Source organism: Pectinatus cerevisiiphilus (genome assembly GCF_004341685.1).
In the GTDB taxonomy this organism is placed as follows: Bacteria; Bacillota; Negativicutes; order Selenomonadales; family Selenomonadaceae; genus Pectinatus; species Pectinatus cerevisiiphilus.
Map to the genome: position 1 here is coordinate 101,741 of NZ_SMAA01000006.1, position 16,245 is coordinate 117,985.

General features: G+C 38.7%; 14 protein-coding genes. 6 read left to right on the forward strand and 8 right to left on the reverse strand.

Annotated elements, in window-relative coordinates; genetic code table 11:
• Positions 1-6 precede the first annotated feature (6 nt).
• Entirely contained in the window at positions 7-1,248 is a 1,242-nt protein-coding gene (fabF, locus tag EDC37_RS05460; RefSeq protein ID WP_132548734.1) for a beta-ketoacyl-ACP synthase II, read from the forward strand.
• A gap of 13 nt (positions 1,249-1,261) precedes the next feature.
• On the forward strand, positions 1,262-1,969 hold the full coding sequence (gene rnc / locus EDC37_RS05465) for a ribonuclease III (RefSeq protein WP_132548736.1): 708 nt from the start codon (positions 1,262-1,264) through the stop codon (positions 1,967-1,969).
• 111 nt (positions 1,970-2,080) lie between these two features.
• On the opposite strand, the gene EDC37_RS05470 is transcribed toward rnc, so the two are convergent.
• Together EDC37_RS05470 and clpB are read right to left on the reverse strand one after the other, a co-directional pair.
• Positions 2,081-2,365 carry a hypothetical protein gene (locus EDC37_RS05470; protein WP_132548738.1) on the reverse strand — a complete coding sequence of 95 codons (285 nt, stop codon included), beginning with the start codon at positions 2,363-2,365 and terminating at the stop codon, positions 2,081-2,083.
• Positions 2,366-2,597: 232 nt separating this feature from the next.
• Positions 2,598-5,171 carry an ATP-dependent chaperone ClpB gene (gene clpB, locus EDC37_RS05475; RefSeq protein ID WP_132548740.1) on the reverse strand — a complete coding sequence of 858 codons (2,574 nt, stop codon included), beginning with the start codon at positions 5,169-5,171 and terminating at the stop codon, positions 2,598-2,600.
• Between the two features lie 279 nt (positions 5,172-5,450).
• Here clpB and EDC37_RS05480 point away from each other — a divergent pair, with 279 nt between their 5' ends.
• The gene (locus EDC37_RS05480; protein WP_132548742.1) at positions 5,451-5,954 is read left to right on the forward strand and encodes a DNA-deoxyinosine glycosylase; all 504 of its coding nucleotides are present in this window, start codon (positions 5,451-5,453) and stop codon (positions 5,952-5,954) included.
• Positions 5,955-6,045: 91 nt separating this feature from the next.
• Here EDC37_RS05480 and EDC37_RS05485 read toward each other — a convergent pair whose 3' ends face one another.
• The 6 genes from EDC37_RS05485 to EDC37_RS05510 all read right to left on the reverse strand — a co-directional run bounded on the left by EDC37_RS05485 (position 6,046) and on the right by EDC37_RS05510 (position 13,300).
• Positions 6,046-7,836, reverse strand: coding sequence for an ATP-binding protein (locus EDC37_RS05485; protein ID WP_165874465.1), 1,791 nt, complete (start codon positions 7,834-7,836; stop codon positions 6,046-6,048).
• A gap of 127 nt (positions 7,837-7,963) precedes the next feature.
• Complete coding sequence (gene phoU, locus EDC37_RS05490) at positions 7,964-8,620, reverse strand: phosphate signaling complex protein PhoU (RefSeq protein WP_132548746.1); 657 nt, start codon at positions 8,618-8,620, stop codon at positions 7,964-7,966.
• A gap of 14 nt (positions 8,621-8,634) precedes the next feature.
• Positions 8,635-9,390: a phosphate ABC transporter ATP-binding protein PstB gene (gene pstB / locus EDC37_RS05495; protein ID WP_132548748.1), complete on the reverse strand. Its 756-nt coding sequence runs from the start codon at positions 9,388-9,390 to the stop codon at positions 8,635-8,637.
• A 169-nt stretch (positions 9,391-9,559) separates the two neighbouring features.
• Positions 9,560-11,614, reverse strand: coding sequence for a polyphosphate kinase 1 (ppk1, locus tag EDC37_RS05500; protein WP_132548750.1), 2,055 nt, complete (start codon positions 11,612-11,614; stop codon positions 9,560-9,562).
• A 4-nt stretch (positions 11,615-11,618) separates the two neighbouring features.
• Positions 11,619-12,554 (reverse strand): Ppx/GppA phosphatase family protein, encoded by a 936-nt coding sequence (locus EDC37_RS05505; RefSeq protein WP_132548752.1) that lies wholly within the window; start codon positions 12,552-12,554, stop codon positions 11,619-11,621.
• A 62-nt stretch (positions 12,555-12,616) separates the two neighbouring features.
• On the reverse strand, positions 12,617-13,300 hold the full coding sequence (locus EDC37_RS05510) for a response regulator transcription factor (RefSeq protein ID WP_132548754.1): 684 nt from the start codon (positions 13,298-13,300) through the stop codon (positions 12,617-12,619).
• A 296-nt stretch (positions 13,301-13,596) separates the two neighbouring features.
• Here EDC37_RS05510 and EDC37_RS05515 point away from each other — a divergent pair, with 296 nt between their 5' ends.
• Genes EDC37_RS05515 through pstA form a run of 3 tightly spaced genes read left to right on the forward strand, consistent with a single transcriptional unit; the run spans position 13,597 to position 16,235 of the window.
• Positions 13,597-14,475, forward strand: coding sequence for a phosphate ABC transporter substrate-binding protein (locus EDC37_RS05515; protein WP_132548756.1), 879 nt, complete (start codon positions 13,597-13,599; stop codon positions 14,473-14,475).
• Between the two features lie 18 nt (positions 14,476-14,493).
• Positions 14,494-15,378, forward strand: a complete 885-nt coding sequence (pstC, locus tag EDC37_RS05520; protein WP_132548758.1) for a phosphate ABC transporter permease subunit PstC — start codon at positions 14,494-14,496, stop codon at positions 15,376-15,378.
• Complete coding sequence (pstA, locus tag EDC37_RS05525) at positions 15,378-16,235, forward strand: phosphate ABC transporter permease PstA (protein ID WP_132548760.1); 858 nt, start codon at positions 15,378-15,380, stop codon at positions 16,233-16,235. Before pstC ends, pstA begins: the two co-directional genes overlap by 1 nt.
• The last annotated feature ends 10 nt before the right edge of the window (positions 16,236-16,245 follow it).

Sequence of the window (16,245 nt, forward strand, 5' to 3'; positions counted from 1 at the left end):
TATATTTTGGCAGACAGAGTAGTTATTACCGGTCTAGGTGCAGTTACACCTATTGGTATTGGCAAAGATAAATTTTGGGAAAATCTATTAGCTGGAAAATCAGGTATAGGCAAGATTACACATTTTGATGCTACCGAATTTAAAGCTCAGATTGCTGGACAGGTTAATGATTTTGAAGCAACTGATTTCATAGATAAAAAAGAAGCCAGAAGAATGGATAGGTATACGCAATTTGCTATTGCCGCTACCAGAATGGCTTTTGAAGATGCTAAAATTGATTTATCAAAAGAAGATAAAGAACGTATCGGTGTATTTATTGGAACAGGCATTGGCGGTATCGAAACGATGCATGAACAGTACACCGTTTTGTTGGCAAAGGGACCAAATAGAATAAGTCCTTTTTGCGTACCAATGATGATTGCTAACATGGCAACAGGACAGACCTCTATTACCTTTGGTTTGCAAGGGCCTAGTTGCTGTCCAATTACAGCATGTGCTACTGGTACTAATGCTATAGGTGATGCTATGCGCGTCATCCAGAGAGGCGAAGCAGACGTCATGGTAGCTGGTGGAACAGAAGCTTGTATTTCACCTTTGCCAGTGGCTGGTTTCGCTTCCATGAAAGCTTTATGCACCAATATGAATGATAATCCAGAAAAGGCTTCACGTCCGTTTGATAAAAACCGTAGTGGTTTTGTAATGGGTGAAGGTTCTGGGATTGTCGTGTTGGAAAGTTTGACTCATGCTTTGAAACGCGGAGCTGAAATTTATGCTGAAGTTTCCGGTTATGCAGCTACTTCAGATGCTTATCATATAACTAGTCCGGCACCGGCGGCAATTCAGCCGGCAAGATGTTTCTCATTGGCGATAAAGGATGCGGGACTTCAACCGGAAGATATTGATTATATAAACGCGCATGGTACTTCAACACAATTGAACGAAAGAACAGAAACAGCTGCTATTAAAAAAGCTTTCGGTGCCCACGCTTACAAATTGGCTATCAGTTCGATCAAATCAATGATCGGCCATCTTTTAGGTGCTGCCGGCGGAATAGAATGTATAGCCACAGCATTGACTGTGAAAAATGATATGATACCAGCCACTATAAATCTGGAAACACCTGATGAAAACTTAGATCTGGATTATGTACCTAATATAGCCAGAAAAAAAGTTGTCAATGCGGCAATTTCTGATTCCTTAGGATTTGGCGGGCATAACGCGACAATTCTTCTGAAAAAATTTAAATAAGCCGGGTTTAAAAATGAGTATTTCAAAAGAGCGTAAAGAAAATTTATTACTTTTATCCTCATGTCTCGGAGTTGTTTTCAAAGATTTAGCTCTATTGGATACGGCTCTTACACATACTTCATATGCCAATGAAGCTAAAAATGGGATAATTCATAATGAACGCTTAGAATTTCTTGGTGATGCTGTACTGGAACTGGCGTGCAGTACATATCTGTTCAATAGATTTCCCCAGATGCCAGAAGGAGAAATGACAAAGGCACGTGCCTCTGTGGTTTGTGAGACAACGTTGGCAGATTTGTCTGCACAGCTGGGGGTTGGTAAGTATCTTCTGCTGGGCAAAGGCGAACGCTTAACAGGTGGCAGTAAAAGACCATCTATTTTAGCCGATACTTTTGAAGCTGTAATCGGCGCAATATATCTTGACCAAGGTTGGCAGACCGCCAATAAATATATTCTTGCTAAGTTGCACAGCGCACTTGTCGCTGTCGAGCAGGGGTATAATTTGAAAGATTATAAAACAATTTTGCAGGAACTCGTCCAAAGCCAGGGCACCTGCATTGAATATAAACTGATAAACGAAACAGGGCCTGACCATGCTAAATGTTTTTGCTTTGCTGCTGTAGTGAACGGTGAACGAAAGGGATCTGGTAGTGGCAGCAGTAAAAAAGAGGCTGAACAGCATGCGGCTTTTGAAGCTTTAAAAGGGTATGGCGTTTTATAATTTAGATTCTAGCACTTGTATTTTAATTATGTTAAACTCAAAATAACCACAAGAAAGAGCAGGGGATCCCATGCTTTTTCTTGTGGTTATTGTAGTATTATTAATAAAACATCAGGTATTTTTGGCTATTACAGCACCCAGTACAGCAGCAACGATAGCAGTGGTCGTTAATTCTCCGGTAGAATGTCCCTTATCATCATTATTATCTTGGTCCTTTTTATCTACATCTCTTTTATGATGCCAGTCTTTATTATGGTCGTCTTTATGATCCTTTTTGTAATCAGCATTGTGGTCACGGTCACCCCTATGATCTCTTCTGTGGTCAAAATGTGAAGGCGCGTTGTTAGGGTTAGGTGGCGCATTTAGTGGTTGTGCGCTCGCAACAGCTGTTCCCAAGACGGTCATCAACATAAAGGATTAAAGAACAAAAGCTGTTATTTTTTTCAATTTGTGTTTAAACATATTCTTTACACTCTCCTTGTTAGTAATTATTTATTTACTATTCATGTAAGATATTATACTATTATATTGATGGGTATTTGTGTCATTAGTATGACATTTTATGTAACAAAAAATTAAAAATAAAAAGGCGATCCAAAACAGGACCGTCTTTTTATTGCTAGTCAGCTTATACAGCAGAAAAAGTGAATTCACCATTTTCGATACCTATTTTTGCCGTATTGCCTTCTTTAATAGTTCCTTTGATTATTTCCTTACTGAGTTCGGTTTCAATCGTATGTGTTAATAACCGCCGTAATGGACGTGCGCCAAAATGGGGATCGAAGCCATTTGCCGCTAATTTGGCAAGAACTTCATCAGACCATACAAGGCTAATTTTTACTTGTTTTTGTAAACGCTTATTAAGATTTTCAAGTAATATTGCCGCGATTTTTTTGACTTGTTCTCTATCCAAACCTTTAAATACGATGATGTCATCAATTCTGTTGAGGAATTCAGGACGGAAATAATTTTTCAGCAGTTCAAAAACATCTTTCTTGGCTTTGGAAAAATCGGTTTCTTCCAGTATTTCGTGGGAACCGAGATTGGAAGTCATAATAATGACGGTATTTTTGAAGTTTACCACACGTCCCTTACCATCGGTAAGACGTCCATCATCAAGTATTTGCAGTAAAACATTGAAAATATCAGCATGTGCTTTTTCAATTTCATCGAGCAAAATTACGCTGTAAGGACGACGCCGTACGGCTTCGGTAAGCTGTCCACCTTCGTCATAGCCGACGTAGCCGGGAGGCGCACCGATAAGACGCGATACAGAATGCTTTTCCATGTATTCGGACATATCAATACGAATCATTGAACGTTCATCATCAAATAAGGATTCTGCCAATGTTTTTGCCAATTCAGTTTTACCAACACCTGTAGGTCCGAGGAAAATAAATGAACCGATAGGTCTGTTAGGATCCTTGATACCAGCACGGGCTCTGAGAATAGATTCACTGACTGCTTTTACAGCTTCATCTTGGCCGATGACACGTTTATGCAGTTCATCTTCCAGATGCATAAGTTTTTCTCTTTCTCCGGTCATCATCTTTGATACTGGAATTCCTGTCCAGCGACTGACTACTTGGGCTATATCTTCTTCGCCCACTTCTTCTTTAAGCAGACGTGAGTCCTTGTTTTCTGCCAATGTTTTTTCTTGTTCAGTCAATTCCTGCTGCAATGCAGGTAATTTGCCGTATCTGAGTTCCGATGCTTTTGTCAAATCACCATCACGTTCGGCTTTTGCCATTTCATTTTTTATATTGTCAATTTCTTGTTTTATGCCACGAGTACGTGTAATGAGTTGTTTTTCATGTTCCCACTGTTTTTTCCAGCCTGCTTCTTCAGTTTCAGCAGTCTTGATTTCTTCTGTGAGTTTTTGCAAACGTTCTTTGGAAGCATCATCAGTTTCTTTAGTCAGAGCCTGTTGTTCTATTTTCAGCTGTAAAATTTTTCTGCGGATTTCATCGAGTGGAGCAGGCATTGATTCAATTTCAGTACGAAGTTTAGCGGCTGCTTCATCTACTAAGTCGATTGCTTTATCAGGCAGGAATCTGTCAGATATGTAGCGGTCGGAAAGGACTGCGGCAGAGATCAGCGCATTGTCACGGATTCTTACACCATGATGTACTTCATAACGTTCTTTCAAGCCACGCAGGATGGAGATCGTATCTTCTACACTTGGTTCGCCTACCATTACAGGTTGGAAACGACGTTCCAGTGCAGTGTCTTTTTCAATATATTTACGATATTCATTTAAAGTGGTCGCACCGATACAACGTAATTCACCACGAGCCAGCATTGGTTTTAAGATATTTCCGGCATCCATGGCACCTTCAGCAGCTCCGGCACCAACAACGGTATGCACTTCATCAATGAAGAGAAGAATTTGTCCATCTGATTTAGCTATTTCATTAAGAACAGCCTTCAAACGTTCTTCAAATTCACCACGGAATTTAGCACCGGCGACCAAGGAACCCAGATCAAGTGAATACAATGTTTTATTTTTTAATGATTCCGGTACATCACCAGCTACGATACGACGTGCCAAACCTTCGACGATAGCTGTTTTCCCTACACCAGGTTCACCGATGAGGACAGGATTGTTCTTGGTACGGCGGGAAAGAATTTCGATTGTACGGCGAATTTCTTCATCACGGCCTATAACTGGGTCAAGTTTGCCGCGGCGTGCCGCTTCTGTGAGATCCCGACCATATTTTTGTAATGATTTATATTCGCTTTCCGGGTTATCGGAATTGACATTATTTTTTCTGTTCTTTTTAATTATAGATTCTATTTTTGCTTTATTAAGACCAAAGTCCCTGCATAATTTCTGACAATCTTCGTCAGCATCTTCAACAATTGCAAGCAGTAAATGTTCTGTGCTGATATATTCATCTTTCATAGAGTCGGCGATCTGCCGTGCCCGTCCTAAAACACGAGCTAATTCCACACTCATAGAAAGTCTATCCTGTCCTTTTACGGAAGGAATTTTATTTAAAATTTGTTCCAAACGCACTTTCAACATTGGTAAATCTGTTTTGCATTCATCAAAGATTGTTGCTAAAAGACCTTCTGGTTCTTTAGCGAGAGATAAGAGAACATGAGCCGAGGTAATTTCTTGATGATAGTGCAACGCAGCATTTTGTTGGGCATTTTGTAGTGCGGTTAAGACTTTTTGTGTATATTTTTCGTCTGCCATAGTATATACCTCCTGATTTAGAAGTTATTAATTCTTAGTTTATTTGTATCAATTAAGATTACATTGTTATTATAATGACAAAAAGTCAAAAAGTCAAATAAAAAATTAGACTTTTTGACTTTTTATCAAAAAAACTTTCTCTACGCTTATTTTATTGACACAGCCAATGGGTGTCAAGTCCGTTCTTGAGACTGTGGGTCTGCTTTATGGGGAGATCCGCTTGTATTAGTGGTTTTGAGCGTATTGCATAAAATTTATAATAGATAAAGGAGATTTGAAATGTCATTATGTAAAGGTTTTGCCCCTGTAGTAAAAAATGATGCAGAAATTTTAATATTGGGTTCTATGCCAAGTGTAGCTTCGCTTGCCCATGAACAATACTATGCCCATCCGCAAAATAGGTTTTGGCGGCTCATGGCAAAATTGTTAGGGTATGCGAAAATGCCGGAAAATTATCCTGAAAAATTAAAAATGCTTATGGACAACCATATTGCTTTGTGGGATGCCATTGCCTCTTGTGAAAGAGAAGGCAGCCTTGATTCGGCAATACATCGTGAAATCCCCAATGATTTTAGCGAATTTCTTTCTAAATATACGAAGATAAACACAGTTTGCTTTAATGGAGGAAAAGCATATCAATGTTTCAAAAAATATAATAAAAATATTCTCACCAACGATAAGTATAGATTTTATTCTATGCCTTCTACAAGTCCGGCCAATGCCCGCTTTAAAATAGGAATGCTGGAAGATAAATGGAAGGTTATGCTGTCTGCTCCCAAATAACTTCAAGCAAATAATAGGACATAATTACTCCCTAAATATTTGATAGCTATAGATATTTCCAAAGAAAATTTCCGAGGCAAAATAAGCTGTATTATTTTTTAGCAATAGTATTTTTTTGCAGAGGAAAAGATATCGTAAATGTTGTTCCCACGCCCAATTCACTGCTGGCAAATATCCTACCGCTAAATAATTCTACGAGAAATTTGACTAAAGACAGGCCAATACCAGAACCGCCTATATCTTGTCTGGCACGTGATTTGTCGCTTCGGTAAAATCTGTCAAATATAAAGGGCAGATCTGCTTTAGCAATGCCCACACCAGTATCCTTTATGATAAAAATAGCATTCTCCTCATTTTTACTGCACGATAAAGAAATTTTTCCTTTACCAGGTGTATATTTTACTGCATTTTCGAGTAAATTGATAAAAATCTGCTTAAACAGTTCAGGGTTGGCTTTTATGAATATTTCTTTTACCATAAAAGTAGTTTCTAAGGACTGTTTGTTCTGGTTTAGTAAAGGCGTTATCGTTTTTATTATTTTTTCGAGTGTTTCTGTGCAATTTATATTGGTCATGGCAATTTGTTTTTTGTAGTCGGTGCTGTTTAATTTTGCTAATTGCAGCAGGTTTTTTACCAGATATTGCATGCGGCAGCTTTCATCATAAATGATTTTCAAAAAATGGCGAGTTGTTTCCGCTTCTGTCAGGTCGCCGTCCAATAAAGTTTCACTAAAGCCTTTAATTGAAGTCAACGGTGTAGACAGTTCATGGGCCGCATTGGCAACAAAAATATTTTGTCTATCTGTTATTTCCTGCATCAGTGAGATATCATGAAATACACATACAATGCTCTGCTTGGCTTCACTTGTAAAGGGGGCAAAAAAGACAATAAAGGTTTTTTCGGTATTGCCCAGCTTGATGCGAAGCGTTATTTTTTTATTCTTATTTTCCTGGGCGCAGTTTTTTGCTGTATTGCTTATGACTGTACTGCCTATACAATTGATGCTGTATGTTTTTATAATATTAGGGGTTATTTTGAAAATATCTTTTGCTTGTTTATTGGCTTCTGTAATAAGACCATTTTCATTCAACAGGATGACGGCATTATCCATATTATCTAATATTAAAGACAAAGTATGGGCCTTTGCCCGTGAATCATTGATTTTACGAAGTAAACGGCTGGTCAATTTGTTGATGGCCGCAGCGAGAAATTCTAATTCGTCAGCAGTATTTATGCGCATACGGGTATTGAGATCACCGTTGATTATTTTTTGCGCGTCCACAGTCATTTGCCTTATCGGATTAGTAAAACGTCTGGTGAGGATGATGCCGATACTTATAGCTATAATTGTGACTGCAAAAAAGATAAATAAAATATTATTGCGCATATCATCGTATGATTTTTCCAAGGGCGCAATATTGAGTGCTGTGCGGCTAACACCAAGCAATGTACCATTATCATATACAGGAACAGCTACATAAAGCAGATTCTTTTGCAAGGTATCACTGTATCTTATTGATGAACCTGTACCTGCTTGCAGGGCATTTTGGATTTCCGGTCGGGTTTCATGGTTATCCATTGATTCGGTATCATGGGAAGAATCATAGATCACTTCACCTGATGCATTTACTAATGTTATGCGCAGGCCCGTATCGGCACTGATCGATTGTAAAAGGGAAGCATCGGCATTGTCTTCTTCTTGAAAATATATATGTGAGATGGCTGCCACAGTTTTTGCCTGATTTTCTAAGGAACTGGTCTTATCCTGGATGTTTATTTTATAAAAATAATCCACCATATATATGCTGCAAATTAAAAGAGGAAGTATTATCAGGAATAATGAATATATTGTCAAACGTCTGCTGATGCTTGATTTTAGCATGGTAGACCTTCCTTTCATACATAAATAAGTTTTGTTAAGTCATTTCATTTTAGCATACTATACGTATGGATAAAATGTAAAAAACCCCAGCACATTTATGTACTGAGGTTTTTTACCAAGAAAAGCATTATATTTTCTTCGTTTTGCGTATGCGTTCAGCTGTTTCCAAGTATATAACCCATTCTGCAATATTTGTCGCATGGTCGCCTATTCTTTCTAGGTAACGCGAGGTGAAAACAAATTCAGGCATTGTGTTGATCGATGTTTGGTTGGAGATTTCTGTCAAGGTTTTGGCAAAAAGGGAGTCTGCGTTATCATCTTCGATGCAGACTTTCTCAGCCAAGTTTACATCGGCATTTTTATAGGCTTTAATGGACATATTAATCATGGAGATAGCACAATCAGCTAAAGCCTTTATATGGGAATCTTGGAAATCAAAGGCTTTTTTTAAATTGTAAGTAATTTTTGCTATATCAAAGGCGTGGTCACCGATGCGTTCCAGATCTGTAGAGATTTTAAACGAGGTAGCTATAACCCGTAGGTCATGGGCAATAGGCTGCTGCTTGGCAATAAGTAGGATACATGAGTCTTCGATTTCAATCAGTAGTTTATCAATGATATCGTCACTTTCCATAACTTGTGCAGCCAATTTCTTGTCAAAAGTCAACAGTGCCTTTATTGAATTTTTGGCAGCTGTTTCTGCCGCTATCCCCATTTCGACAATTTTCTCTTGTATTCTAGCCAGATCTTCAATATAAGCTTTTCTTGTTACTTGATTTTCCATTACAAGCTCCTTTCTTAACCGAAGCGTCCAGATATATAATCTTCGGTTTGTTTGTCGGCGGGATTAGTAAATATTACGTCCGTTATATCATGTTCAACTAATTTACCATTGAGGAAGAAGGCTGTGTAATCAGATACACGTGCTGCCTGTTGCATATTATGCGTTACCATTACAATTGTGTAATTTTTCTTCAATTCAGCCACAAGTTCTTCTATTTTCATGGTAGAAATAGGATCAAGTGCGGAACATGGCTCATCCATGAGGATTACTTCTGGTTCAACAGCAAGAACGCGGGCGATACAAAGGCGTTGCTGCTGCCCACCGGACATACCCATTGCCGAATCAGTGAGACGGTCTTTTACTTCATCCCATAAAGCAGCGCTGCGAAGGCTTTTTTCGACGACTTCGTTCAGTTTGTTTTTATTTTTTAAACCATGAACACGGGGTCCATAGGCGATGTTTTCATAAATGGACATCGGAAATGGATTTGGACGCTGAAAAACCATTCCGACACGTTTACGTAGATACACTATGTCTGTATCAGGGGCATATATGTCATTTCCATCTAAGAATATATCACCGTCAATGTGTACGCTTTCGATCAGATCATTCATACGGTTAAGTGTTTTGAGGAAGGTGGATTTACCGCATCCGGAAGGACCTATTAAAGCGACGACTTTGTTTGTTGGTACGTTTAGTGAGATGTTATATAGAGCTTGCTTACTGCCATAGTATAAATTTAGATTTTTGGCCTGCATTTTGTATTGCATTTTATTTCCTCCCGCTACATCTTCGTGAAAAATATAGCATATAAAGAGCAGCTGATTGTTAGTTAAATGTTAATTTTTTGTAAATAAAAAGCATAAACGCATTATTTTGCAAAGAATTAACATAAATTATGCTGTATACAAAAAGACACGAAAGAGCATTTCTAAATGCTTAGTCTGTATATTTTTCTAAAAAAAATGCCTGGCTGTCCAATCGTGGCAGTTTCGCAGAAAATTTTTCGTAGTCACCATCTCTGTTGAGAAAACGGGCTTTTACCGTATCACGCCACATGATAAGTAAACTTTGGTAGATGCTTTCTTTTAGGTCAAGATCATAAATCGGGCATGCTATTTCTACACGGTGTTCGGTGTTTCTGGTCATCCAGTCAGCTGAGGATATATATATCTTGGCAGTTTCTCCGCTGCCGAAGCAGAAAATCCGTGAGTGTTCCAAAAATCTACCGACTATACTTATAACTTTTATATTTTCGGTTTTTCCCTTTATTCCCGGTTTGATGCAGCAAATGCCGCGAATAATCATTTTTATTTTAACGCCGGCTTGTGATGCCGTTGCTAAGGCATCAATAAGATCACGGTCTGTGAGTGAATTCATCTTGAGCAGGATATGTGATACTTTGCCCGCTAAGGCATGTTCTCTCTGTTCATTTATAAGGCGTAGTAAATCGGGTTTTAAGCTGTTCGGGGCAGATAAGAAAGAATTGTAATTGCCCTGCAAATTATCTGTGCCCATGTTCTGAAAAAATTGCACAGCATCAAGGCCAATATCATCCGAAGCGGTGAAGAAGGACAGGTCTGTATAAAGTTTTGCCGTTTGGGCATTATAATTGCCAGTACCAATCTGTGTGATATATTCTATTTTGTTGTTTTTGCGGCGCATTATAAGACATATCTTGGCGTGTACCTTGTAGCCTTCTACGCCGTATATTACCTTGCAGCCAGCATCTTGCAGCATTTCTGCCCAATTTATGTTATTGGCTTCATCAAAACGGGCGCGCAATTCCATTAAGACCGTGACATCTTTGCCAAGCTCTGCTGCCATTGACAGCAGCTGGATCAGCTTGGCCTTTCTCTTCCCTATCCGGTATATTGTGATTTTGATGGCGAAAACAGAATCATCATAAACGGCTTCTTTAAGTAGCTGTAAAAATAAATCAAAGCTCTGGTACGGGTAGTTCAGCAGTAAATCTTTGTGGCCTATATATTCAATCATACTAGTATCTTGGGGAATATGACATTTAGAGGAGGGAATAAACGGCGGGTACATCAACGTGCTTTTTTGCTCAACCGTCATTCTTTCATCAAGGGAGAGCAGGTAAGATAGATTTATCGGTGTACGGCAGGTGAAAACCTGTTCTTTTTTTATGTTTAAATGCTCCAGCAGATAAGTGAACATGGAGGAACAGGTTTCCCCATTTATTTCCAGGCGCACTGCGGCAAGTTTTCCCCGTCTTTTAAGGCTTTTCCGCATGTGCTGCAAATAGTCTTCACCGAGTTCAAAGTCTTCGTCGTCAAGGCTTATATCAGCATTGCGGGTCACGCTGATTACTGCTTTTTTTTCGACGGTGTAAAGATTAAAGATTTTTTCGGCATAATGAAGGACTATATCTTCAAGAAGTATATATTTATTTTTTCGGCCAGGCAGGTAAAGCAGCTTGGGGAGGTTTTCGGGAATAGGAATGATGCCCAGTATATCATTCTTTTTTTCCTTTAAAGAAACGGCAATATAAAGTGCTTTGTTTTGCAAGTGCGGGAAAGGATGGCGGACGTTGATCACGAGTGGGGATAATAGAGGCATTATTTGTGTACGGAAATAGTCTTTTACAAATGCTGTTTCTCTTTTTCCCAGTTTTTCAGATTTCTTCCGCTGTATGCCAGCAGCATGGCAGACTCGTTCTAGTCTGGCAGCGAGCACATCTCTTTTCTTATACAATATTTTTGTCGCGGCAAATATTTTTTCTAATTGCTGGGTGGGTGTTAAGAAACTTTTATTATCAAATTTTAATGATTTTTCCAAGGACAGATCATAGAGACTGCCCACACGTATCATGTAAAATTCGTCTAAGTTACTGTTGAAAATAGCCAAAAACTTCAACCTTTCATATAATGGAACAGTTTCGTCTTCAGCTTCTTCTAAAACTCGTTCATTAAACTTGAGCCATGATAATTCACGGTTTTGAGTATATATGGGGTTGATTTTTTTAATCATTTTCCTACACCTCGATATCGTCGAATTCTTTTAATATGATTTTCGCCAAATATCCTTCACGCACACCTGCCCGGCTTATCAAGATCGTTTTTACTTTGAAAAGGTCAACAAGTGTTTCTAAAATAATCATTCCCGGTAAAATAGTACGAATACGGTCGGGAACTATGTCAAGCAATGTGTCAAGAGTGTGCCGATCAATATGGGTCTTGTCTTTTTTGTTTAGAAATTGTTTTATAATGCCACTGATGCTTTCAGCACGGATGCTTTTGTTTCGTGGGCTAAGGCCAAAAAGTGAATTATATACATCTTTGGTAGAGCGTATTGTTCCGCCTACTCCGCAGACATCTTGATAATTTGGGGCGAAATCCTGATAATCTTGTTTTTCTAGTAAATGTAAAACTTTTTTTCTGATTTTTTGCTGTTCTATTTTATTAGGAAAGAAGTGATTGACATATTTACTGTAAGCACTCAGTGAACCTATGGGCAGGCTGACAGCCTGTTTTATTTTCATGTTTTCATAAGCAACCAGTTCTGTACTGGCTCCGCCTATATCAATAAGAAGGCCGCTTTTTAAATTTACGGTTCGGGCAGCGCCGATAAAATCTAATTTGGCTTCTACTTTTCCACTTATGACATGTATTTTTAAGCCTGTTTTTTCTTCAATTTCTTTTACTGCCTGGTCGCTATTCGTAACATTTCTTAGAGCTGCCGTAGCAAAAGCGTAAATGTTTTCTATGCCAAGATCAAGTGCTATTTTTTTCAGCGGCAGTAGGGCATGACAAGCTTTTTCGATACCGGCTGCGCTCATCATCCGATCGTTGACGTAGGAGGCAAGTGCGGCCATTTCTTTCTTATTGAGAAGAATGTTATATGAACCTTTATCTACTTTATAAATTACGAGTCTAATGGTATTGGAGCCAATATCTATTACTGCGTACATTAAAAATCGCCTCACTTGTTTTAAAATTTATATAAAAGTAATAAAGAAGAAAAAGGAGAAAACTATTTCGTAAAGCGGTAACCAACACCACGAACTGTTTTGATGCCGTCACTTATTGAAGGGGCAGCTTGCAATTTAGCACGCAAATGCCGTACATGCACATCAACGGTTCTGGTGTCACCATAATATTCATAGCCCCAAACTTTTTCTAAAAGCTCATCGCGGGAAAAAGCTTTTCCTTCATTAGTTACAAATAATTTAAGCAGGTCATATTCTTTTGGTGTAAGCATGAGCTGTTCATTATTGAGAAAGGCAGTATAGGCATTAAAATTAATTTTGAGAGGACCTATGACCAATTCACCTTCTGGTTGGTCTTTGGTATTGCTGCGTCTCAGAACGGCTTTGATGCGCGCCATTAACTCACGCATACTGAATGGTTTGGTGGTATAGTCGTCGGCACCGAGTTCTAAGCCAAGTACTTTATCAATTTCTTCATCTTTAGCCGTTATCATGATTATCGGGATTTTAGATGTTGCTTTATTCTGTTTGAGCCGCCGGCATACTTCAAAACCATCTATCTGCGGCAGCATGATATCCAGCAGAATCAAGGCAACATCTTCATCTTTGGCAGTTTCCAATGCTGTTAAGCCATTGTCGGCAGTCACGGTATCGTAGCCATTCTTTTGTAAATTAAATACCAGTAATTCACGAATAGGGGCTTCATCATCAACAACTAAAATCTTCATTTAAATTCTCCATTACCATTTAATTTAAGTTGAACTTACATAATACTTTCGCTAAAATTTGTAAATATCCTATTCGCAAATAATAATTCAACAAACACTTAACAAAACCTTAACAAATACGTAACAAGAGACTACAGCAGATAAGATAAAATGAACATAAAGCAGCAGGCCATTAGGTAAATAAAATACAGTTGCTATTTGGTAATAGTCTACTGCGGCTGGAAAGGGTCATACTCCAGTAATGTTTATGTTATTGGATTTTAGAATCATATAAAATTTATTTTGGAGGTTTTAAAATGCTTTTTAGCGGAAAGAAAAAATTATTGGCTGTTTTAGGAACTATGGTAGTAAGCACTATGCTCTTCGCAGGCTGCGGAAGCAGCGATAATCAAGCGGCTTCGAGCGGAGGTGATAAGGCTGCTAGTACACTTGAAGGCAAGGTATCAGCTTCTGGTTCTACGGCATTACTGCCAATGTTAAAACCGGCACAGGAAGCTTTTGAACAAAAGAATGAAAAAGTTACTGTAAACATTGCTGGCGGCGGTTCTTTCACAGGCATGAACCAAGTAGCTGAAGGTGCAGTTGATATAGGAAATTCAGATGTCGACTTACCTGATGAATATAAAGATAAAGGTCTCGTAGACCATAAAGTGGCTGTTGCCCCGTTTGTTCTTATCACAAGCCCTGATAATAAAGTTGCTAATTTGTCTATACAGCAGGCTGCTGACATATTTACCGGTAAAATCACTAACTGGAAAGAAGTCGGCGGGGATGACCAAGCTATTACCATTATCCATCGTGCTAAATCTTCTGGTTCACGTGCTATTATTACAGCTACTATCCTCAAGGGACAGGAATTTACCGATAATGCATCTATTCAGGATTCAAACGGTGCCGTATTAAAAGGTGTAGCAACAACACCTGGTTCTATTGGTTACGTAGATGCAGCTTACGCAGATAAAACCGTAAAAACATTTTCTCTCGATGGCGTTCCTTTCTCTGCACAGGCAGTTATTGATGGCAAATATCCAGTTTTTGGTTATGAACATATGTATACAAAGGGAGAACCTAAAGATGCTGTAAAAGCATTTATTGATTATGTGATGAGTGATGAATTCCAGAATTCACAAGTAGAAAAATTAGGATTCATTCCTGTTAGTAAAATGCAAAAATAATTTATAAGGATAAAAAATATGGAAAAAGGGTTTAATCATCAACGAAAATTAATATATGATCGATATGTGCGGTATTTATTTATCGCTTGTGCAGCATTGATGACCATAATAATTTTTTCCATTATATTTTTTGTCGGTAAACAAGGGCTGATGACTTTTCATGATGTCAGCCCTATTGAATTTTTCTTAACCGATAAATGGGCTCCTTCTATGAATAAATATGGAGCCTTAAGTTTTATATTAGGGTCGGTGGCAGTGACAATGCTGGCTATAATCATAGGAACGCCTATAGGTCTTCTCGGTGCCATTTTTATGTCTAAGATAGCGCCGCAGCGATTGCGGTCTTTAATGCGCCCCGCAGTTGATCTTTATGTGGCTATTCCTTCTGTAGTTTATGGTTATATAGGACTTACCGTGATGATTCCGTTCATACGAAACTTTTTTTCTGTAAGTATGGGATATGGTGTTTTCGTCACGGCAGTAATATTGGCAATCATGATTTTACCGACAATAATCAGTATTAGTGAGGATGCCTTGAACGGTGTGCCCAAAACACTTGAAGAAGCATCGTTAGCTTTGGGCGCCACGTATTGGCAAACCTTGTACAAAGTCGTTGTTCCCTCGGCTGCACCGGGGATATTGACAGCGATAGTTTTGGCAATGGCGAGGGCTATAGGGGAAACAATGGCTGTCCAGATGGTCATAGGCAACACACCACTTTTACCCCTCAGCTTATTTTCACCGACAGCAACTTTAACCAGTGATATTGTCATTGAAATGGGTAATACTCCTTTTGGTTCTGTATGGGGTAATGCGTTGTTCTTGATGGCACTCGTTCTGCTGGTCGTATCATTATTGATGATACTGCTGATAAAACGCATCGGTGCCAGGAGGTATGCATAATGAACGCCAAAGTTGTAAATAAAATGGCTATATGTATATTATGGCTGACAGGTTTCTTTATTTTATTGTTATTATTTACATTTCTCGGGTATATTTTATACAAAGGGTTACCAGTGCTTTCTGCTCACTTTATATCAAGCAAGTCGAGTGATATATCAGCAGGCGGCGGAGTTGGCGGCCAATTTTTCAATTCATTTTATCTGCTTTTCCTATCGCTTCTAATATCGGTGCCGATAGCAGTTGGTGCAGGTATATATTTGGCTGAATACGCAAAGAATAATTTGCTGACAAAGATCATCAGATTGAGTACAGAAAGCTTGGCTACTGTTCCCTCCATCGTATTGGGGCTATTTGGGATGATTATATTTGTCAATAAAATGGGATTGGGTTTTAGTATATTAAGTGGTACGTTTACATTGGTTCTTTTAAATTTACCTCTTTTGGTACGCGTTACAGAAGAATCTATTAAATTAGTACCTAAATCATATCGGGAAGCGAGTCTAGCAATGGGAGCGACGAAATGGCAGACTATTTCTAAGGTGGTTCTGCCATCCGCATTAGCAGGAATCATTACGGGCATCATATTGACAGCAGGACGTGCGCTGGGTGAAACAGCTATTTTGATATTTACCGCAGGTACTACTGTTTCAAGGCATATGTTTGACACTGATGTCATGGCAGCAGGAGAGACTTTAGCAGTTCATATGTGGTATTTGATGTCGGTCGGCCTAGTTCCTGATAGGGATGTCATCGCTAATGGAATCGGCGCACTACTCATAATAGTTATCCTGCTTTTCAATTTGATATTGACTATTCCGCTTAGAATTATTCAAAAACGCACAGGTATTATTAAGTAAATGAGTTTAA

Coding starts and splice junctions, on each gene's coding strand:
- clpB (WP_132548740.1), bottom strand. CDS start 5,171: ATGGCAGACGAAAAATATACACAAAAAGTCTTAACCGCACTACAAAAT.
- rnc (WP_132548736.1), top strand. CDS start 1,262: ATGAGTATTTCAAAAGAGCGTAAAGAAAATTTATTACTTTTATCCTCA.
- EDC37_RS05510 (WP_132548754.1), bottom strand. CDS start 13,300: ATGAAGATTTTAGTTGTTGATGATGAAGCCCCTATTCGTGAATTACTG.
- EDC37_RS05515 (WP_132548756.1), top strand. CDS start 13,597: ATGCTTTTTAGCGGAAAGAAAAAATTATTGGCTGTTTTAGGAACTATG.
- ppk1 (WP_132548750.1), bottom strand. CDS start 11,614: ATGATTAAAAAAATCAACCCCATATATACTCAAAACCGTGAATTATCA.
- EDC37_RS05480 (WP_132548742.1), top strand. CDS start 5,451: ATGTCATTATGTAAAGGTTTTGCCCCTGTAGTAAAAAATGATGCAGAA.
- pstC (WP_132548758.1), top strand. CDS start 14,494: ATGGAAAAAGGGTTTAATCATCAACGAAAATTAATATATGATCGATAT.
- EDC37_RS05505 (WP_132548752.1), bottom strand. CDS start 12,554: ATGTACGCAGTAATAGATATTGGCTCCAATACCATTAGACTCGTAATT.
- pstA (WP_132548760.1), top strand. CDS start 15,378: ATGAACGCCAAAGTTGTAAATAAAATGGCTATATGTATATTATGGCTG.
- EDC37_RS05485 (WP_165874465.1), bottom strand. CDS start 7,836: ATGCTAAAATCAAGCATCAGCAGACGTTTGACAATATATTCATTATTC.
- pstB (WP_132548748.1), bottom strand. CDS start 9,390: ATGCAATACAAAATGCAGGCCAAAAATCTAAATTTATACTATGGCAGT.
- phoU (WP_132548746.1), bottom strand. CDS start 8,620: ATGGAAAATCAAGTAACAAGAAAAGCTTATATTGAAGATCTGGCTAGA.